The following is an 18886-nucleotide window of genomic DNA, read 5'->3' as shown; positions in this document are numbered from 1 at the left end:
CAGCAACCGGCGAACGGACGTTTCGATGAACAGCAAGCGGTCCTATCTTGAGTCACTCAACGCCGGCAGGCCGCGCAGGCCTTACGCCACCCTGGAAGACCTGAACCGCTCGCTGGACAATCTTCAGCAGCGGTTGAGCCGGCACGCGGAACCCGCCAGCGGCTTTGGCAACGAACGCCAGCCCCGGCCTTTCGAGGCGCCGCAAGGCGCATTGCATCGCGACGAAGCGCCCACCGAGCTGCGCAGGCCGGAGCCCCTTGCGAACGCCTATGAGCGCCAGCCCTACCAGGCCATAGCGCGCGACCTGGACCACATCCGCGCGCAGGAAGACGGCATGGCCGCCTTCGGCAAGATTGCTTCCGAGCTGAATGCGCTGCGCGAAGACCTGCGCCAGCAGGTTTCTTCAGGGATGCGCCGCGAGTTCGAAACGATGCGCCGCGACATGGAACGCATCGGCCAACCGGCCGCCAGCCGCGATGAACAGGAGCTTGCGCTTGAGTTCGAGCGGCTTTCGGGCGCGATACAGGCGCTGTCGGAACGCAGCGACGACAAGAGCCTGAACCTGCTGCGGCTGGAACTGGAGCAGGTGAAGGGCGCGCTGGACGCGCTTGCCCGCGAGGAGACCGTGCGCTCCATCGATCGGCGCTGGGACGAGTTCGACCGCCGCTGGACCGACTTCGAGCACCGCGTATCGGCCGCCCCGGGCGAGAACCCGGCGATTGCCGCGCTTGCCGCAAGGCTGGAGCAGATCAGCAACGCCGTCGACAATCTGCCGGAATCGCTGTCGCTGCGCTCGCTTGAAGAAAAGGTGCGCATGCTGGCTTCGGCGGTCGACCATTTCGTGCGCCAGCACGAGCCGCAGGGGAGCGAAACCTTCGCCCAGATCGAGGAACGCCTGGACGAGATCTCGCGCGCGATAGTTGCCTCGGCAGCGGCGGCGCGGATGCCCAATTTCGACCCCGAGCCCTTCGAGCGCATCGAGGCGCGTATTTCGGCGCTGGCGCGGCAGATCGAGGAAGTGGCCGAGGACAGACCAGGGCGCGAGGTGATCGAGCGGCTGAACCTGCTGTCGCAGCGCGTGGACGAGATTACCGAGCAGGTGCACCTGCCGCAGGCCGCGGTGGAGCGGCTGGGTCACCAGATCGCCATGATCGCCGAGAAGATCGAACACGCGCCCGCCCCCGACGCCGACCATATCTTCCAAGGCATCGAGCAGAGGTTCGATCTGCTTTCCAGCATGATCGAACGCCGCCAGGGCGACGTTCTGGAACAGGGTAACCTGCTATTCCGCGACCTGGAACGGCGGCTCGACGAAGTGGCCGACCGGCTCGACCTGCGCGCTCATGAACCGGCCTTCGACAGCGCCGGGATCATGGATGCGATCGACGCGCGCTTCGCCTCGCTTGCCGAACGCATCGAGGCCGAAGGCTTCGGCGCCGACGACCACACCATCCGCAGCCTGGAAGCGCGGCTGGACGACATTTCGAGCCGGCTGGACACCTCGTCCCGCCAATTCACCGGCATCGACCCCGAGCTGATCCGCAACCTGGAGGCGCAGGTGGCCGGGCTTTCCGAACACCTGGCCCGCCCGACCGGTCCGCTGCCGGAATTCGAGGACATCGCGCCGCGCCTCGACGACATCGAACGCTCGATCGCCAGCAGCCACGAGAACCTGATGGAAGCCGCGCGCCAGGCGGCGGAAAGCGCGGTGCGGTCCATGGCGGGCAGCGTCAGCCAGGGCGAGGCCGTGGCCGGCCTGGCCGACGACCTGCGCACGCTGGAAGCGCTGACGCGCCGCTCCGACGAGCGCAACACCAAGACCTTCGAGGCGATCCACGACACGCTTCTGAAGATCGTCGACCGGCTGGGCTCGCTGGAGGGCGGCCACGCCGCCATGCCCGCGGCAGAGCCGGCGGGCGCGCCGAAGATGACGGTGGAGGATGCGCCCTCGCTCGACCTGGACACGCCGCTGCCGCTGATGGAGGCGCTGGAGGCACCGGCGCCGGTCACCCTGGCAGAGCGCGGCGCACGCAGCCCGGCCCAGGCCGCAGCCGACGCCGCCGTTGCGGCGTTGGGCTCCGACGTGACTGGCGACGGACAAGGCAGCGAACCGCGCTCGAGGTTCGGCGGGCTTGGCCGCATGTTCGCGGGCAAGAAGCACGTGAAGGCCGAGCAGCCAGCCGAAGCTGCACCGACGGCCCTCGACAGTGCGCCGGCAGTGGACCTCGACGAGCCGCTGGACCCGAAATTCGCCAACCGGCCGCTGGAGCCCGGCTCCGGCGCGCCCGACCTGAACGCGATCATGCGCCGTGTGCGGGACGAGCGCGGCCAGGGCATGAAGCCCGCCGAGGCCGATGCCGCCAAGGCCGACTTCATCGCCGCCGCCCGCCGCGCCGCGCAGGCTGCCGCCGCCGAGGCGGAAGCTCTCAAGCGCGGCTCGGAAGACAAGAGCCCGGTGCGGGCCGGCCGGATCGCGGACCTCTTGAAGGCGCGTCGCAAGCCGATCCTGATGGCCGCGGTGGCGATCATGATGGCGCTGGCAGGCCTGCAGCTCGGCAAGGCACTAACGGCGGACGACACCCGCCTGGCCGATAGCGCGGCGGCCCCTGCCGCCGAGCAGGCGACGGAAACCGCCGTTGCCGACGAAGCGCGGCCGGCGGACGAGACGGTCGAGGCCGCTTCGGAGGTGCCAGCCGCCCGCAATGTAGACGCGGCAAGGTCCACCACGCCCGTGGACGAAGCGGAGATCGACGCCGCGGAAGCCTCCGAAACTGCGGGCGCTTCCTCGATGGAAACCTCGCTTGTGCAGGAGGTGGAGACCGCTGCCGAGATCGTGGTGCCGGTGGAAGCCGGCCCGGTGGCGCTGCGCGAAGCCGCCGCTTCCGGCGACGCCATGGCGCTGTTCGAAATCGGCTCGCGCTATGCGGAAGGTCGCGGCGTTGCCGTCGACATGGCCGCGGCAGCAAAGTGGTATGAGGAATCCGCCAAGCTGGGCTTCGCCCCGGCCCAGTACCGCATCGGCAATTTCTACGAGAAGGGTCTGGCCGGAGAGCCCGACGTGGCCAAGGCCAGGAACTGGTACGAGCTCTCGGCCGCCCAGGGCAATGCCAGCGCCATGCACAACCTGGCGGTTCTGTTTGCCATGGGCGCCGACGGGGCGCCGGACAATGAGACGGCGGTGCGCTGGTTCACGCAGGCCGCCGAACTGGGCGTGAAGGACAGCCAGTTCAATCTCGGCATTCTCGCCGCCAAGGGCGTGGGCATGCCGCAGAGCTTGGAGGAATCCTACAGGTGGTTCGCCCTGGTGGCCAAGACCGGCGACAAGGACGCCGCCGCCAAGCGTGACGAGATCGCCAAGGCGCTGCGTCCCGAGCAACTCGAGCGCGCCCGCGCGGCCACCGAGCTGTGGAAGGCCAGGCCGCTCGACGCTGCGGCAAACTCGGTTGACGTTCCCGAAGCCTGGCAGGAAAGCCAGGCCCAGACCGCAAGCGTGGACGTGAAGAAGGCGATCAGCAACATCCAGACCATCCTGGCCAGGAACGGCTACGACGCCGGCGGCACGGACGGAGTGATGGGCGAGAAGACCAAGTCCGCCCTTGCCGCCTTCCAGAAAGACAACGGGATGGCGCCTACCGGCGAGGTGGACGAAAAGGTGGTTCGGGCGCTGCTGGCGCTGAGATAGAGCCCGATGCATCGGAAGTCAGAAGGGTCCCGGACCGGAAGGCTGGGCCCCTTTTTGGTTTGTCGGTGGAAATGACAGCCCGGCGATGCAAGAATGCCATCGACCAAAGCACGACCGGGCAAGCGCACGATGCAGGGCGAGTTCAAGGTGTTTCGCTGTCACAGCGCCGGCGTCCAGGCGGTGGCTGCTTCCTCTCGGCATGTCTTTCCGCGCCATTGGCACGAGCAGTTCGGCGTCGGCGTCATCCGGCGCGGCGCGCAACGGTCGCTCAGCGGGCGCGGCCTGGTGGAGGCCGCCGCGGGGGACATCATCACGGTCAATCCAGGCGAGGTGCATGACGGCGCGCCGATCGGCGATGCCGGCCGCTCGTGGCACATGCTCTATTTCGATCCTTCAATGATCCTGGCAGTCGCTGCGGACATGGACCTGCCGACCGAGCCGGAGTTCCAGCGGCCAGCCACGACGGACCCGGTTGCCGCCCGCCTGTTCGATCGGCTCTATCTGGCCATGACCTCCGCGCGGCATTGCGAAATGGAGCGGGAGGAAATGCTGCTGGGTCTGATGGCGCGCATCGTCGGCAAGGGCGCTGATCCAGCGGCCGTTTCCGCCGCCATCCGCCGCGCGCGGGAACTGATCGACGATGCACCGGCTGAACCACTGACCCTTGCCGATCTCGCCGAAGCGAGCGGGCTCGGGCGCTTCCAGCTTCTGCGCGGCTTCGCGAAGGCCACAGGCTTCACGCCGCACGCCTATATGGTGCAGCGCCGCATCGACCTTGCGCGCCGGCTGATCGCCTGCGGCGCAAGCCTGGCCGATGCAGCCATGGAAAGCGGCTTTGCCGATCAGGCCCACATGACCCGGACCTTCACCCGCAGATACGGCCTCTCCCCCGGCGCCTATGCAGCCGCAACGACCTGATCGCGCCCGCTGCAATCGCGTTCAAGACATGCCCCTGCGCCCGATGTCCAATGCAGGACCGTCAGCTCCCTCCCGCAGGAGAATCCCATGGGCATCGAATTCCTCATCACTTCGCTCATCATCGTCGCGTCGCCCGGCACCGGCGTGCTCTACACACTTGCAACCGGCCTCTCGCGCGGAGCGAGCGCAAGCGTGGCGGCGGCGTTCGGCTGCACCCTCGGCATCGTGCCGCACATGGCAGCCGCCATCTTCGGACTTGCGGCCATCCTGCACACGAGCGCGCTCGCCTTCGAACTCTTCAAATATGCCGGCGTGGCCTATCTGCTCTACATGGCATGGAACGCGCTCCGCGAGAAAGGGGCGCTCCACGTTACTGAACACGTGCAACCCGGCTCCGCGCTGCGGGTGTCGGTCACCGCCGTGCTCATCAACATCCTCAACCCGAAACTGTCGATCTTCTTCCTGACCTTCCTGCCGCAGTTCATCAGCCTGGAGGATCCGCATCCCGTCCGGCGAATGCTCATGCTCAGCACCGTCTTCATGGCCATGACCTTCGTCGTGTTCGTCGGCTATGGGCTGTTTGCCGCATCCATTCGAGACAGGATCGTTTCGCGCCCGCAGGTGATGAACTGGATGCGCCGCAGCTTCGCCGGCGCCTTCGTGCTGCTGGGCGTGCGGCTTGCGCTGGCAGACCGCTGAGCGCGCATTAGCGATGAATGCCCTGAAAGCGACCCTTCACGGCGGGCATTGTTAACCTGTTGACATGCTTTTCGTTTTAGACTGCCACGAAGTTTGACTTCGCCGCAATGTCGGCGCAAGAGCATGCAATCAGCGAAGATGAAAACGGTCTTCGCCGGCCGGGCACGTAGTGTAGAGTTGACGGGTGGGAATTTATCTCCCGATCGCGGAATTATCAGCCAACATCCTGGTGCTGCTCGCCATGGGCGCCGCGGTGGGGTTCCTGTCGGGCATGTTCGGCGTTGGCGGTGGCTTCCTCATCACCCCGCTGCTGATTTTCTATAACATTCCGCCCGCGATAGCGGTCGCCACCGGCGCCAACCAGGTCATCGCCGCTTCGTTCTCCGGCGCGCTGGCCCATTTCAAGCGCGGCACGCTGGACTTCAAGCTCGGAACGATGCTGCTGGTGGGCGGCGTGGTCGGCTCCACCGGCGGCATCTATGTGTTCTCGCTGCTGCGCGCGATCGGCCAGCTCGACCTGTTCATTTCGCTGCTCTACGTGGTGCTGCTGGGCTCGGTAGGCGGGATGATGCTGGTGGAAAGCGTGAATTCGCTGCGCCAGGCAAAGGTCGGCGCGGCGCCGACGCTGAAGAAATCCGGCCAGCACAACTGGATCCACCGCCTGCCGCTCAAGATGCGCTTCCGCGCCTCGAAACTGTTCGTCAGCATCATCCCGGTGCTGGGGCTGGGCGCGGGCATCGGCTTCCTGTCGTCCATCATGGGCGTGGGCGGCGGCTTCATCATGGTGCCGGCGCTGATCTATCTGCTCAAGGTGCCGACCAACGTGGTTATCGGCACCTCGCTGTTCCAGATCATCTTCGTCTCGGCCTACACCACCATCGTGCACGCCACCACCAACCAGACGGTCGACATCGTGCTGGCCTTCGTGCTGATGCTGGGCGGCGTGGCCGGCGCGCAATATGGCGCCAAGGCCGGGCAGAAGCTGCGGGGCGAGCAGTTGCGCGCGCTTCTGGCGCTCCTGGTGCTGGCGGTGGCGCTGAGGCTGGCGTTCGACCTCTTCGTGCGGCCGGCCAACATCTATTCCCTGTCGGGCCTGGGCGGAGGCCACCTATGAGGCTGGCGGCGGCGCTGGCCGCCCTCGCCTTCGCATGGCTGCAAATGACCCCGGCGCTGGCCCAGGAACAGCCGCAGGAAACGATCCAGATCGGCCTTTCGACCGACCGCATCGCCATCACGTCGGATTTCGCCGGCGCGGACCTGACCATCTTCGGCGCGATCGAGAATTCCGACCCGCTGCTGGCCCGCCAGGGGCGCTACGACATCATCGTGGTGCTGGAGGGCCCCGCGCGGCCGGTGGTGGTGCGCCGCAAGGACCGCGTGCTGGGCATGTGGATCAACGTGCAGTCCGAAGCCTTCCAGAATGTGCCAGCCTCCTATTCGGTAGCCACTACGCGCCCATGGCAGGATATCGCCGACCCGGCCAAGTACCGGCAGCTTTCGCTGGGCGCGAACAACCTGCACATGGCGCCGCTGGACGGCACCGACAACCCGGCGACGCTGGAACAGTTCACGGCAGCCCTGCGCGAGCTGAAAACGAAGACCGGGCTTTACAGCGAACGCATCGGCGGCGTGCAGTTCCTGTCCTCCAACCTGTTCCGCGCCCGGCTTTCGCTGGCCCCCAACGTGCCGGTGGGCACGCACCGGGCGCGCGCCTTCCTGTTCCGCAACGGCGTGTTCATCAAGGAAACCTCGGCGCAGCTTGCGATCTACAAGTCCGGCTTCGAGCAGACTGTCTACCGCTTCGCCAACAACCACAGCCTGTGGTTCGGCATCTTCGCGGTGCTGCTGGCCATGCTGACCGGATGGCTGGGCCGGATCATCTTCAGGAAAGACTGAGGGGCGCGAATTCAGCCCGGATGCAGCATCGCGCCGGCAATGGTGAAGATGCGCTGGGAGCCGAGCATGTAGGCGCGGAACCTCTCCCAATCGAACAGGCCCTGATAGGCGCGGTCGAGCACGTTGAGCGAGCCGGTATAGGCGCCGAAGGCCGGCATGACGATGCGGCTGCCGTCGCTGGCGAAGCAGCGCCGGCGCACCGAGCGGCCGCGCTGGACGATGCGCGCGCAAGGGTGCAGGTGGCCGGCGATCTCGCCCTCCACAGGCGTGGCAGAAGGCTCGTGCCGGAAGCTCAGCCCCCCGACATGGATTTCGCCCACCGTATCGCCCGGCAGGCCGGCGGGCGCCTGCGGATCATGGTTGCCGGCGACCCAGAACCAGTCGCGCCCGGCCATCAGCGCCTCCAGCGCTTGCCGGAAGATTTCGGGCATGCGGGCGGCGCCCTCGCCGTCGTGAAAACTGTCGCCCAGGCTGATCACCCGCCGTGGCTGGTAATGGTGGATGACAGCGGCAAGGTGGGCAAGCGTCGTGGCCGTGTCGTAGGGCGGCAGCAGCGCGCCGCGCCGGGCATAGGACGAACCCTTTTCCAGATGCAGGTCCGACACGACAAGAAGGTCGAGCTCGGGCGCGAACAGCACGCCACGCCGGTCGCAGACCACGCGCTCGCCGGCGATCAGGATCGCCTCGTCGCGTGGTTGCCGGGCCCTGTGTGCCAGACTGCTCATTGCGGCCCCATGGCCTCCTCGATGATGCCCTCGGCTTCCAGGAGAAGCGTGTCGTCGGCACCGCCGCGCACCGATTCCTGGCCCACTTCCAGCATGATGGGCACCGCCAGCGGCGAGATGTGCTCGAGAGATTTATGCACGATTCGACCGCGAATGCGCGAGAGCATCTCGGCGAGCCTCCTGACATCGAGCAAGCCCATTGCGGCGTCCGCGCGCGTAGCCTGCAGAAGAATGTGGTCGGGCTCATGGCTGCGAAGCACGTCATAAATGAGGTCGGCCGAGACATTCACCTGCCGGCCGCTCTTTTCCTGGCCGGGATGGCGCTTTTCGATCAGCCCCGAAATCAGCGCACAATTGCGGAAGGTGCGCTTCAGCATCCAGCTGTCGGCCAGCCAGGCATCGAGATCGTCGCCCAGCATGTCCTCGTCGAAGAGCTGCCCGAGCGACCACCCGCCACCGCGCCTGAACATCTGCCCCATGTCGCCGAGCGACCAGATCGCCAGCGCGTAATCGGTGGCTACGAAGCCGAGCGGCCGCGCGCCCGCGCGCTCCAGCCGGCGGGTGAGCAGCATGCCGAGCGTCTGGTGCGCGGGGCGCCCCTCGAACGGGTAGGCCACCATGTAGTGGCGCCCGCCGCGCGGAAAGGTTTCGATCAGCAGGTCCGTGCGCTTGGGCAGGATGGATTTTTCCGATTGCAGCCGCAGCCAGTCGGCGACCTGGTCGGGCAGTTGCTTCCAGCGATCGGGATCGGCCAGCATGCCGCGCACCACCTCGGCCAGATAGGTGGAAAGCGGGAACTTGCCGCCGCCGTAATAGGGCACCTTGGCGTCCTTGCCCGGTGCGTTGGAGACAAAACATTCGTTTTCGCGGATGCCTTCGAAGCGCAGCACCTTGCCGGAAAACAGGAAGGTATCGCCCGGGACCAGCGTTTCCAGAAACGCCTCCTCGATCTTGCCGAGCGCCGGCCCGCCGCGCGCGACGAGCCCCCTGCCCTCACGCACATAGCGCACGGTGAGCGCCGGCACCTCGATGATGGTGCCGACATTGAGCCTGTATTGCTGGGCGACGCGCGGATGGCTGATGCGCCAGGTACCGTCCTTGGTCAGCTTGATGCGGGCATAGCGCTCGTAGCTTTTCAGCGCATAGCCGCCGGTGGCGACGAAATCGACGACGCGGTCGAAGGTGTGGCGGTCGAGCGTGGCATAGGGTGCGGCAGTCCGCACTTCATCGAAGAGATCATCGGCGCGGAAGGGCGCGCCGCAGGCAACGCCCAGCACATGCTGGCACAGCACGTCGAGCGCGCCTTCGACCAGCGGCGGCGTATCCTGCGCGCCGAGATAATTCGCCTCGAGTGCGGCCCGGCATTCCAGCACCTCGAAGCGGTTGGCGGGAATGAGGATCGCCTGGCTGGGCTCGTCCATGCGGTGGTTGGAGCGGCCGATGCGCTGGGCGAGACGGCTCGCCCCCTTGGGCGCGCCGACATGGACGACGAGGTCGACATCGCCCCAGTCGATGCCGAGATCGAGCGTGGAGGTGGCGACGATGGCGCGCAGGCTGTTGGTCTCCATCGCCTTTTCGACGCGGCGGCGCTGGCTGACGTCGAGTGAGCCGTGATGCAGCGCGATCGGCAGCGTGTCCTCGTTGGCGCGCCACAGCTCCTGGAACAGGAATTCGGCCTGGCTGCGTGTGTTGACGAACAAAAGCGTGGTCTTGTGCCGCCGGATGGCGTCGTAGATTTCGGGAATGGCGTAGCGCGCCGAATGACCGGCCCATGGCACATGCTCTTCGGAGTCCAGGATGCTGATTTCCGGCTTGGCACCGCCGGCGACCTCGATCAGGTCGGCCATGGGAAGCTCACCGTCGTGAGGAGGGTCGCCTCGACCCCCACTCCGTCGCGCTTCGCGCGCCACCTCTCCCCCGCTCGACGGGGGAGAGGAAACGCCGTCCGCCAGCTTGGCGCCCTTCCTCTCCCCTTTTGAAGGGGAGAGGTGCTGAGCGAAGCGAGGCGGAGTGGGGGTAAGCCGCGCCGTGTCCGATTGCTCCTCACGTAAGGGGGAGGGTGAACCCTGGGGCACTAGCCAGCGGCGCAGCTCGTCGGGATCGGAGACCGTGGCCGAAAGGCCGATTGCCTGCAGGTGGGGCACGATGGTGCGCAGGCGAGCCAAGCCCAGCGACAGCAGGTGTCCGCGCTTGGAGGTGACCAGCGAATGCAACTCGTCGAGCACGATGTAGCGCAAATCCTCGAAGAAGCGCGGCGCGTCCGGTGAGGCGATCAGCAGGGCGAGCTGCTCGGGCGTGGTCATCAAGATGTCGGGCGGCACCAGCTTCTGGCGCTGGCGCTTGTGGGCCGGGGTGTCGCCGGTGCGCGTCTCGAGCGTGATCGGCAGGCCGATCTCGGCCACCGGCATGGCGAGGTTGCGCTGGATGTCCACGGCGAGCGCCTTGAGCGGCGAGATGTAGAGCGTGTGGACGCCGCGCCGCGCCTGGCCGGGGCGTCGTTTGGGTCGGTTCGCCAGATCGACCAGCGTGGGCAGGAAACCGGCAAGCGTCTTGCCCGCCCCCGTCGGCGCGATCAGCAGCACCGACTTTCCGGCCTGCGCACGGGCGAGCAGATCGAGCTGATGCGCGCGCGGCGACCAGCCGCGGCTCGCGAACCATTTCAGGAACGGTTCGGGCAGGATGGCTGAAGGTTCGCTCGGCTCTGGTCGGCTCTGATCGTTCACGCGCCAGAACTAGCGCGGCGCGAAGCGGCCGCCAAGCGATTTCGCGAACAAAACGGGATCGGTCAGCATCGCTGACTGACAGGTGATGCAGGATCGACTACTGCTTGCTTCCACTTTGCAGAGAGGTATGCGGTGAAAGCAGACCAGGACAGTTCGGGAGATGACCGGATCGCCACGCTCGAGGCGCGCGTCGCCACGCTGGAGAAGCTGGCTGCCAAGCTTCAGGAAACGATTTCGCAATTGCAGGCCGGCGCGGCGGCAAAGCCGGCAGAGAAGCAGTTGCGCTCGCGCGGGATGATGGACCGTCCGCGAACGAGCCGGTAGCAGATAGAAAAATCAATCAGCGCGCCGAAGGGTCGTTGCACGCAACGACCAGCAGGCCATCAATGGGTTGGCCGCGGTCCTGCCTGATGATGTGATGTTCTAGAGTAAGAAGGGTGAGTGCATTCTTGGTCAGGACGCTACGCACATGGGTTTCCGAATGTGCGTAGCGCCGGGAGGGCTGGAGGACGACATCCCCCTGCCCCCGCCAATGTTCCACCGAGAAGGCGAGCACCCCTCCTTCCCGCAGCATCGAGGCCGCCGTGGCGATGACCCTTTCGAGCGCGCCGACATAGATGAACACATCCGCTGCCGTGACCAGATCGACCGGCTCGCCCTCGCGCACAAGCGTCTGCAGGTCGGCCTTGACCAGCCGGTCGTACACGGCCTTTTCGCGCGCGATGCGCAGCATGCCGCCGGAGATGTCGTAGCCTTCGAGATGGTCGCAAAGCGGGCGCAGCCTCTCGCCCATCAGGCCGGTGCCGCAGCCGAGATCGACGGCGCTTGCGAAGCGCCCGGGGTGCGCGGCGCGGATGGCCGCCTCGAGCGCCGCCGGCACGCTATAGGCCAGCCGGTTGACGAGCGAGTCGTCGAATTTCGGCGCATACTGGTCGAACAGCGCCTCGACGAAGGCGCTGGGCGGCGCGCCGCCCGAACCCGCCTCGCCGGCGAGTTCCAGCTTCAGCCCGGCGCCGAACGGGTCCACCGGCTCAAGCTCCAGCACGCGGCGCCACGCCCTTGCGGCGGCCGCCATGTCGCCGGCTGCCTCGTGCATCTCGCCAAGCCGGAACCAGCCCAGCGCCCACTGTGGCGCAAGCTCCAGCGCACCGAGCATCAGCTCGGCGGCTGCGGAGGGATCGCCCGAACCGGCCAGCATTTCTGCGTAGTCGGCGCGGCGATCCGCCAGAATGTCACCTGACGAGGTTTGCAGCGGCTTCAAGCAGCGTAGGACCTATAAGATGGGAGCCCGGGCGGGCGCCCGAAGCGGCGCGATTTTTATCAGGCTTTTCGGAGCCGCACAAATACCTATCTTGAGAGCATGCGCGCCAGCGACCTCCTCTGCTCCCGCCCGGAAGGACTCTATTGCCCACCCGGCGATTTCCACATCGACCCCGTGCGGCCGGTGGCGCGCGCGCTGATCACCCACGGCCATTCCGACCACGCGCGTGCTGGCCATGGCGCCGTGCTGGCGACGTGCGAGACGCTGGACATCATGGAACTGCGCTGCGGGCCGGGCTTTGCCGGCACGACGCAGGCAGCCAGACCGGGCGAAACGATTTCACTGAACGGCGTCAAGGTGACGTTCCAGCCGGCCGGTCATGTGCTGGGCTCGGCCCAGATCTGCGTGGAGCATGGCGGCATGCGCATCGTGGCCTCCGGCGACTACAAGCGCCAGCCGGACCCAACCTGCGCACCCTTCACTCCGATCCGCTGCGACGTGTTCATCACCGAGGCGACCTTCGGCCTGCCGGTGTTCCGCCATCCTCCCGATGCCGATGAGATCGCGCGGCTGATAAGATCGGTCGAGCAGTTTCCGGAGCGCACGCACATGGTCGGCGCCTATGCGCTGGGCAAGGCGCAGCGCGTGATCAAGCTGCTGCGCCAGGCAGGCTATGAGCGCACCATCTACATCCACGGCGCGCTGGCCAAGCTGTGCGACTATTACGAAAGCCGGGGCGTGGAGCTGGGCGACCTGCAGCCGGCGACGGTGGAGGGCGGCGAAAGACAAGACTTCGCCGGCGAGATCGTGGTCGGCCCGCCCGCCGCCTTTTCGGATCGCTGGTCGCGGCGCTTTCCCGACCCCGTATCGTGTTTCGCGTCGGGCTGGATGCGCATTCGCCAGCGCGCCAAACAGCGCGGCGTGGAGCTGCCGCTGATCATCTCCGACCATTCCGACTGGGACGAGCTGACCGCGACCATTACCGAAACCGGCGCCGGCGAGGTGTGGGTGACGCATGGCCGTGAGGAAGCGCTGGTGCGCTGGTGCGAACTTGGCGGCATCAAGGCAAAGCCGCTGCATCTGGTGGGCTACGAGGACGAGGGGGATTGATGCACCGCTTCGCCGAACTGCTCGACCGCCTGGTGCTGACGCCCTCGCGCAACGGCAAGCTTACCCTGCTGACCGACTATTTCCGCGCGATCGAAGACCCCGACCGTGGGCTGGCGCTGGCGGCCATCACCGGCGACCTGTCGATCGCGGCCGTGAAGCCGGCGATGCTGCGCACGCTGGTGACCGAGCGCTTGGACCCGGTGCTGTTCGGCTATTCATACGACTATGTCGGCGACCTCGCCGAGACCGTGTCGCTGGTGTGGCCGGAGCCGCCGGCGCACCACGCCGCCAACGCTCGCCCCACGCTGGCGGACGTGGTGGGCGCGCTGCAGGCGGCGAGCCGTTCCGACGGGCCGCGCGTGCTGGCACGCCTGCTCGACCGCGCCGACATTTCGGCGCGCTACGCCATCATCAAGCTGGTGACCGGCGGCTTGCGCATCGGCGTTTCGGCGAGGCTAGCCAAACAGGCGCTGGCCGACCTGGGCGGCGTCGACGTGACCGAGATCGAGGAGCTGTGGCACGGGCTGAGGCCGCCCTACACCGATCTGTTCGCTTGGCTGGAGGGCAAAGGCCCGAAGCCGGAAAAAGCTGCCAAGGCGCTGTTCCGCCCGGTCATGCTGGCCAATCCGATCGGCGACGGCGATCTGGAGCGGCTCGATCCGGCCGACTATGCCGCCGAATGGAAATGGGACGGCATCCGCGTGCAGGCGGTTTCGGAAGGCAGCATCCGCCGGCTCTATTCGCGCACCGGCGACGACATCTCGCCGGCCTTCCCCGATCTTGTCGAGGCGATGCGCTTCGAGGGCGTGTTGGATGGCGAGCTCTTGGTGGGCGACCCGCAGCGCGAAACCGGAACCTTCTCCGACCTGCAGCAGCGGCTGAACCGCAAGACGGTGTCGGCGAAGATGCGCGAGCGCTATCCGGTGTTCGTGCGTTGCTACGACCTGTTGCAGGAAGGCGCGGAAGACGTGCGCGCCCTGCCCTTTCTGGAGCGTCGCGGCCGGCTGGAAAACTTCGTGCGCCGGCTCGACCCCGATCGCTTCGACCTTTCGCCGCTGGCGCTGTTTTACAGCTGGGATGAGCTGGAGGAAATGCGCAGCAACCCGCCGCATCCGGTGATCGAGGGCGTGATGCTGAAGCGCCGCGACTCGGCCTATCTCGCCGGCCGGCCGAAAGGCCCTTGGTTCAAGTGGAAGCGCGACCCCTTCACCGTGGATGCGGTGCTGATGTATGCGCAGCGCGGCCACGGCAAGCGCTCCAGCTTTTATTCCGACTACACATTCGGCGTGTGGGCCGGTCCGGACGGCGCGGAAGAGCTGGTGCCGGTGGGCAAGGCCTATTTCGGCTTCACCGACGAGGAGCTGCGCCAGATCGACAAGTTCGTGCGCGACAACACGGTCGAGCGATTCGGGCCGGTGCGTTCGGTGCGCGCCGACCGCGACCACGGGCTGGTGCTGGAGATAGCCTTCGAGGGGCTGAACCGCTCGACGCGGCACAAGTCGGGGGTGGCCATGCGCTTCCCGCGCATTTCGCGCCTGCGCTGGGACAAGCCGGCCGCCGAGGCCGACCGCATCGAAACGCTGCAGGCGCTGCTGGACTGAGCCGGCTACACCCGAGGCTATTGCGACACCGAAACCCTGATCTCGTAGATGTCCACCGACTTGCCCTGGCCGCCAACATCCGTGTTGACGGCGATGGTGCCGCCGGAGCCTGGATCGATGGAGCGGAAGTCAAGCTCGAACAGGTAGTCGCCACGGTCCTGGCTGACCGCATAGCGCTTGCGGCCGCAGTCGCCCAGTTCGCCGAAGTTGCAGTCCACCGACATCTGCGTCTGCTTGCCATCGGCGCCGCGGGCGACGATGTCGAAGATGGCCTGCTTGCCGGCGAGCCGCTCCAGAACGCCCTGCCCCACGTCGAACAGGATGGCGGCATCCGAACCGCCGGAGCGCATGCGCAGGAAGCTGCCCGAGCCATCCTGCATCACCTCGGCCGAGGTGCCTGCCGGCGCCGTCACGCCGGTGGGGTCGGCGGGCGAGAACACTTCAATCCAGGCGCGGTTGGGGTCGGCCTGGCCCGACAGAGCCGGCGCGCCCTCGTTTGTCGGCGCGAGGCTCTTGCCGATCTGCGCGATGTCGTCCCTCGTCGGCATCTTCCATATCCCCGACCGAAGCGCGCCCCAGCCTGCAAGGCCGATGGCGGCCAGCAGCGCCATGCTTACCAGCAGGCGAAGAAGCGGGGAGCGGGAACGCCGCGCACGGCGCCCGCCGCGCTCGGCTTTCGCAGCCGCTGCGTCTGCGCGCCTGGTCTTGCCGCGGCCTGCATTCTGGCGGCGCTCGCCGGCGATGTCGGGAGCGGTGAAGGCAGCATCGCCACCGCCGGGCCGCACGTCGTCGAGGCTCGGGGCGACTTCCGAAGATGCCGGATCGATTGCAGCGCCGCCCGCCACGAATTCCGATTCGATCTCGGCGATCTTGGCCTGCAGGGCCTTGCGGCGCTTGATGGCAACCTCGACCGTGAGGCCAGGATTCGCCTTCAGCGCGCGGTCGAGCGCGGCGAACGCCGAGCGATAGACCTTCTCGCGAAAGGCCTGGTCACTGGCGTTTCCCTTTTCGAAGGCGTTGCGTATCGCCTTTTCGATCGGCTCCAAACCGTTTCCCCATGTTGCGGCTCAAACTTTTGACGATGGTTAGACGCAGCCGGGCCGTCAGGCAACGCCCGGCGTGACCAATTACGGCCGAGGGCCTCGCCGGAGGCGACATTATCCGGGGGAAAATGGCGGGATTGTGCGGGTGCCCCGCACTGGTCTCGTTGCACCGCCCTCGCTGCGGCGGCTGCTTGGCCGCGCCTTGCCCCGCCCCCATGCGACGATTCCCCCCCGCGGCGGCTTGCGCCTGCCCGGCAGATTTGACGGCGCCCATAGCCGCGACGCCCGGCATCGCAGCGGCGAGCGAATCGTATCTGCTGCAACGCCCATGACACCTTGGCTGCCCGCCTGACCGGCCGCGTCGGGCACGGTCACCGGCTGTAAACATTGCGCCAAGGCACGCAGATGACGATCCGAATAAATCCGTGCGATGGCCGCTTGAATTTGCCGCGCAATGCGGCTATCACCCGCTCACCGTTTCGCGCCGCGGTGCGAAAGCCGGAGCCGCTTTAGCTCAGTTGGTAGAGCACATCATTCGTAATGATGGGGTCGCGTGTTCGAGTCACGCAAGCGGCACCAGCAACTTCAAGCCGTTAGGCTGAATTTTCCTTCCGATATTGATTGCCGCGCGGTCGCACCGTCGTCTATCGCCTCGTCCACCGACCCTTGCGTCGAAGCAGTAGGCGTGGGGGCGATGAGTTCCTAGTCCTGATTGCGGCAGGAGCAGTCGCAGGCCTGCCAGCGTTGCATCCCTGAACTAGGTAGATCGGCCTATCTGTTCTGGAGGCCGACCGTGACCGACAAGATCCCAGCGCGGCAGCGACTGCTGAATACCGCGGCCGAACTGTTCTACCGCGATGGCGTCGGGGCGACCGGGATCGATGCGATTACGGCTCACGCAGGCGTTGCGAAGATGAGCCTCTACAACAATTTCGCATCCAAGGCCGACCTGGTGCATGCCTATCTGGAAGGCCGGCGCAGGGAGTGGCACGAACTTCTCGAGGCGCGGCTGAAAACGGCGTCGACGCCTAAAGAGCGCGTCCTTGCCGTGTTCGATTCCTACGTGGACCATGCTGCCTGTGCCTATGAGTGGGGGTTTCGCGGATGCGGGCTGCTCAATGCGGCCGCCGAGCTTCCGATTGGCGACCCGGGCCGGGCAACCGTCGCGGCCCAGAAGGACGAGGCAGAGGAGCTGTTCAAGGAACACCTCCGAGACATGCAGCCCGCCAATGCCGCGATCGATGAGATTGCCGAGCACCTCTCGTTTCTTCTCGAAGGTGCCATGTCTCGCGCAGGGCTCGATGGACACGACGGGCGGCTGAAGTCCGCGCGCAAAATCGCGATTTCCATGCTGGACCAGTTCGAAAGCCAGGCCCAATGACCGACGCCGTAGCTGTCCCGTACCGGCCCAAGAGCGGGGTTGCCGGGCTTGTCGTCCTGGTTCTGCTGGAAGCGGCTTTGGTGGCCTGCTGGAGCGCCGGCTTTATCGGCATACGCTTTGCGAGCGACCACGCGCCGATCTTCCTGATCCTACTCTGGCGCAGCCTGGTTTCCGGGCTAGTGCTGTTGCCATTTGCGCTGGCATTCGGCCCCAGCCTGCGATGGAAGGACGTTGCCCCGCAGGTCCTGTTCGGCGCTCTGGCAATGTCCGCCTATCTGGGCGCATTCGCGCTTGCGATCTCCCATGGCGTGCCGACGGGCCTTGTTGCCCTTATCACCGACATGCTGCCCCTGATGGTTGCGGTGCTGTCCTGGCCGGTTCTCGGGCAGGCGCTCACCGGGCGCCAGTGGATCGGCTCGTTCATAGGTTTGGCAGGTGTCCTGATCGCCTCCGGCTGGTCGTTGAAAATGGGCGACGTGCCGCTGTGGGCTTACGGCTTGCCAGTTCTCGGTACGCTGTCCCTGGCAATGGCAACCTTGCTGCAGAAACGCAGCCCGACGAATTTCATGCCCGTGCATCAAAGCCTGTGCATCCAGTGCCTGTCGGCCGCCGCGATCTTTTCCGTGTTCGCCTGGCATGAGGGCGGAGTTCTGCCGATCCTGGAGCCCGGTTTCGTCGGCGGCATACTGTGGCTCGTCTTCGTCGCCACGCTCGGCGCATGGAGCCTCTATTATCTGGCGCTTCGCAAGTCGTCTCCGGCACGCGTGACGGCTGTGCTCTATCTCAGCCCGCCGGTTGTGATGATCTGGGCCTGGCTGATGTTCGACGAACCGCTGTCATGGGCGATGGCGTGCGGCCTGGCCGTGTCGCTCGTCGGCATCGTCATCGTCGCGAGGTCGCAGAAGCGGGAAGATCTCGTCTAGGAGAGCAGCATTCTGGCGGACGTGATGGCCAGGAAGAAGGCGAAAGCCAGCTTCAGATAGCGCGCATTCAGCGCATGCGCGACCTTGGCGCCCCAGGGCGCGATCAGGTAGCTGATCGGCGCGATGAGCAGCACCGCCGGCAGGCTGACGAAGCCGAGGCTGAGCGGCGGCCGGCCCGCGACGCCAAGCCCGGCCCAGATGAAGCCGGCCACGCCCGGAACGGCGATGAGCAGGCCGAGCGCGGCGGACGTGCCGACCGCGCGGTGGACCGGGAAGGACAGGCTGGTCAGCGTCGGCACCGACAGCGTGCCGCCGCCGATGCCCATCAGCGAGGAGATGAAGCCGATGACGGTGGCGATGGCGCGGTTGACCCAGGCGCTCTTGGGCAGGTGATCGGAAATCACCAGGTGCCGGGGGATCGCCATGTTGACGGCGACCAGCAGGCCCACGACGCCGAACACCAGGCGCAAGCCGCCGCCGGGGATGAACTTCGCCATGACGCCGCCGATCAGCGCGCCAACGAACGCTGCCGGCGCCCACAGGCTGTAGAGCGCGCGGTCGACATTGCCGCGCTTGGCATGCGCCCGCATCGAGGAAATCGAGGTCGGGATGATGATCGCCAGCGAGGTGGCGACCGCCAGATGGCTGGTGATCGACGGCGGGAACTGGAACAGCGTCAGCACCCAGAACAGCACCGGCACGATGACGATACCGCCGCCGACGCCGAGCAGGCCGGCGATGATGCCGGAAATGACGCCGGTGGCCGCGAAGCCCGCGATCAGCGCAATGATTGCCGGGCCGCCCAGCATCGACGGATCAAGTGCTGGTTCCAAGATGATGCTCCTTCAAGCCCGCAACCTCTTCTCGAGCAACCTCCGGGCCGCTCGAGAAGAGCGTTTGGCGATTGCCATTCGGGAAACCGCC

General features: G+C 66.7%; 15 protein-coding genes and 1 tRNA gene. 11 read left to right on the top strand and 5 right to left on the bottom strand.

The genetic code is table 11. The features are described 5' to 3' along the window. Positions 1–25: 25 nt before the first annotated feature. From ABLE86_RS05465 to ABLE86_RS05445, 5 genes are all read left to right on the top strand, one after another. Positions 26–3682, top strand: coding sequence for a peptidoglycan-binding protein (locus tag ABLE86_RS05465; RefSeq protein WP_348777923.1), 3657 nt, complete (start codon positions 26–28; stop codon positions 3680–3682). Between the two features lie 93 nt (positions 3683–3775). Next, positions 3776–4600, top strand: coding sequence for an AraC family transcriptional regulator (locus ABLE86_RS05460; protein WP_348777922.1), 825 nt, complete (start codon positions 3776–3778; stop codon positions 4598–4600). Between the two features lie 87 nt (positions 4601–4687). Next, positions 4688–5299 (top strand): LysE family translocator, encoded by a 612-nt coding sequence (locus tag ABLE86_RS05455; RefSeq protein WP_348777921.1) that lies wholly within the window; start codon positions 4688–4690, stop codon positions 5297–5299. Between the two features lie 184 nt (positions 5300–5483). After that, positions 5484–6413 (top strand): sulfite exporter TauE/SafE family protein, encoded by a 930-nt coding sequence (locus tag ABLE86_RS05450; protein WP_348777920.1) that lies wholly within the window; start codon positions 5484–5486, stop codon positions 6411–6413. Further along, a complete protein-coding gene (locus ABLE86_RS05445; RefSeq protein WP_348777919.1) occupies positions 6410–7195 on the top strand; it encodes a TIGR02186 family protein in 786 nt (261 codons plus the stop codon). The genes ABLE86_RS05450 and ABLE86_RS05445 overlap by 4 nt, the downstream gene beginning before the upstream one ends. A gap of 11 nt (positions 7196–7206) precedes the next feature. Here the strand turns inward: ABLE86_RS05445 and pdeM are convergent, their stop codons facing one another. Then, the gene (pdeM, locus tag ABLE86_RS05440) at positions 7207–7920 is read right to left on the bottom strand and encodes a ligase-associated DNA damage response endonuclease PdeM (protein ID WP_348777918.1); all 714 of its coding nucleotides are present in this window, start codon (positions 7918–7920) and stop codon (positions 7207–7209) included. Next, a complete protein-coding gene (locus ABLE86_RS05435) occupies positions 7917–10643 on the bottom strand; it encodes a ligase-associated DNA damage response DEXH box helicase (RefSeq protein ID WP_348777917.1) in 2727 nt (908 codons plus the stop codon). Before ABLE86_RS05435 ends, pdeM begins: the two co-directional genes overlap by 4 nt. 132 nt (positions 10644–10775) lie before the next feature. On the opposite strand from ABLE86_RS05435, the gene ABLE86_RS05430 reads away from it, so the two are divergent. After that, complete coding sequence (locus ABLE86_RS05430; RefSeq protein ID WP_348777916.1) at positions 10776–10967, top strand: hypothetical protein; 192 nt, start codon at positions 10776–10778, stop codon at positions 10965–10967. 16 nt (positions 10968–10983) lie between these two features. Here the strand turns inward: ABLE86_RS05430 and ABLE86_RS05425 are convergent, their stop codons facing one another. Next, positions 10984–11904, bottom strand: coding sequence for a methyltransferase domain-containing protein (locus ABLE86_RS05425; protein WP_348777915.1), 921 nt, complete (start codon positions 11902–11904; stop codon positions 10984–10986). A 99-nt stretch (positions 11905–12003) separates the two neighbouring features. Here ABLE86_RS05425 and ABLE86_RS05420 point away from each other — a divergent pair, with 99 nt between their 5' ends. Then, positions 12004–13014, top strand: coding sequence for a ligase-associated DNA damage response exonuclease (locus tag ABLE86_RS05420; protein WP_348777914.1), 1011 nt, complete (start codon positions 12004–12006; stop codon positions 13012–13014). Then, on the top strand, positions 13014–14615 hold the full coding sequence (locus ABLE86_RS05415) for a cisplatin damage response ATP-dependent DNA ligase (protein WP_348777913.1): 1602 nt from the start codon (positions 13014–13016) through the stop codon (positions 14613–14615). Before ABLE86_RS05420 ends, ABLE86_RS05415 begins: the two co-directional genes overlap by 1 nt. 17 nt (positions 14616–14632) lie before the next feature. Here the strand turns inward: ABLE86_RS05415 and ABLE86_RS05410 are convergent, their stop codons facing one another. Beyond that, complete coding sequence (locus tag ABLE86_RS05410) at positions 14633–15661, bottom strand: hypothetical protein (RefSeq protein ID WP_348777912.1); 1029 nt, start codon at positions 15659–15661, stop codon at positions 14633–14635. A 500-nt stretch (positions 15662–16161) separates the two neighbouring features. On the opposite strand from ABLE86_RS05410, the gene ABLE86_RS05405 reads away from it, so the two are divergent. The 3 genes from ABLE86_RS05405 (at position 16162) to ABLE86_RS05395 (ending at position 17962) form a co-directional block, all read left to right on the top strand. Beyond that, positions 16162–16237, top strand: a tRNA-Thr gene (locus tag ABLE86_RS05405). 214 nt (positions 16238–16451) lie between these two features. Beyond that, positions 16452–17039 (top strand): TetR/AcrR family transcriptional regulator, encoded by a 588-nt coding sequence (locus ABLE86_RS05400; protein ID WP_348777911.1) that lies wholly within the window; start codon positions 16452–16454, stop codon positions 17037–17039. Continuing rightward, positions 17036–17962, top strand: coding sequence for a DMT family transporter (locus ABLE86_RS05395; RefSeq protein WP_348777910.1), 927 nt, complete (start codon positions 17036–17038; stop codon positions 17960–17962). The genes ABLE86_RS05400 and ABLE86_RS05395 overlap by 4 nt, the downstream gene beginning before the upstream one ends. On the opposite strand, the gene ABLE86_RS05390 is transcribed toward ABLE86_RS05395, so the two are convergent. Further along, entirely contained in the window at positions 17959–18771 is an 813-nt protein-coding gene (locus tag ABLE86_RS05390; RefSeq protein WP_348778573.1) for a sulfite exporter TauE/SafE family protein, read from the bottom strand. The two genes, ABLE86_RS05395 and ABLE86_RS05390, sit on opposite strands and share 4 nt — an antisense overlap. Between the last annotated feature and the right edge of the window lie 115 nt (positions 18772–18886).

It is taken from the genome of Mesorhizobium sp. KR2-14 (assembly GCF_040049255.1).
Taxonomy (GTDB): domain Bacteria; phylum Pseudomonadota; class Alphaproteobacteria; order Rhizobiales; family Rhizobiaceae; genus Pseudaminobacter.
This window is presented reverse-complemented; position numbering and strand designations above follow the sequence as displayed.

What these genes read in the sequence shown, in the direction of transcription:
- ABLE86_RS05415 (WP_348777913.1), top strand. Translation starts at nt 13,014, where the DNA reads ATGCACCGCTTCGCCGAACTGCTCGACCGCCTGGTGCTGACGCCCTCG.
- pdeM (WP_348777918.1), bottom strand. Translation starts at nt 7,920, where the DNA reads ATGAGCAGTCTGGCACACAGGGCCCGGCAACCACGCGACGAGGCGATC.
- ABLE86_RS05445 (WP_348777919.1), top strand. Translation starts at nt 6,410, where the DNA reads ATGAGGCTGGCGGCGGCGCTGGCCGCCCTCGCCTTCGCATGGCTGCAA.
- ABLE86_RS05420 (WP_348777914.1), top strand. Translation starts at nt 12,004, where the DNA reads ATGCGCGCCAGCGACCTCCTCTGCTCCCGCCCGGAAGGACTCTATTGC.
- ABLE86_RS05455 (WP_348777921.1), top strand. Translation starts at nt 4,688, where the DNA reads ATGGGCATCGAATTCCTCATCACTTCGCTCATCATCGTCGCGTCGCCC.
- ABLE86_RS05390 (WP_348778573.1), bottom strand. Translation starts at nt 18,771, where the DNA reads ATGCTGGGCGGCCCGGCAATCATTGCGCTGATCGCGGGCTTCGCGGCC.
- ABLE86_RS05465 (WP_348777923.1), top strand. Translation starts at nt 26, where the DNA reads ATGAACAGCAAGCGGTCCTATCTTGAGTCACTCAACGCCGGCAGGCCG.
- ABLE86_RS05395 (WP_348777910.1), top strand. Translation starts at nt 17,036, where the DNA reads ATGACCGACGCCGTAGCTGTCCCGTACCGGCCCAAGAGCGGGGTTGCC.
- ABLE86_RS05460 (WP_348777922.1), top strand. Translation starts at nt 3,776, where the DNA reads ATGCCATCGACCAAAGCACGACCGGGCAAGCGCACGATGCAGGGCGAG.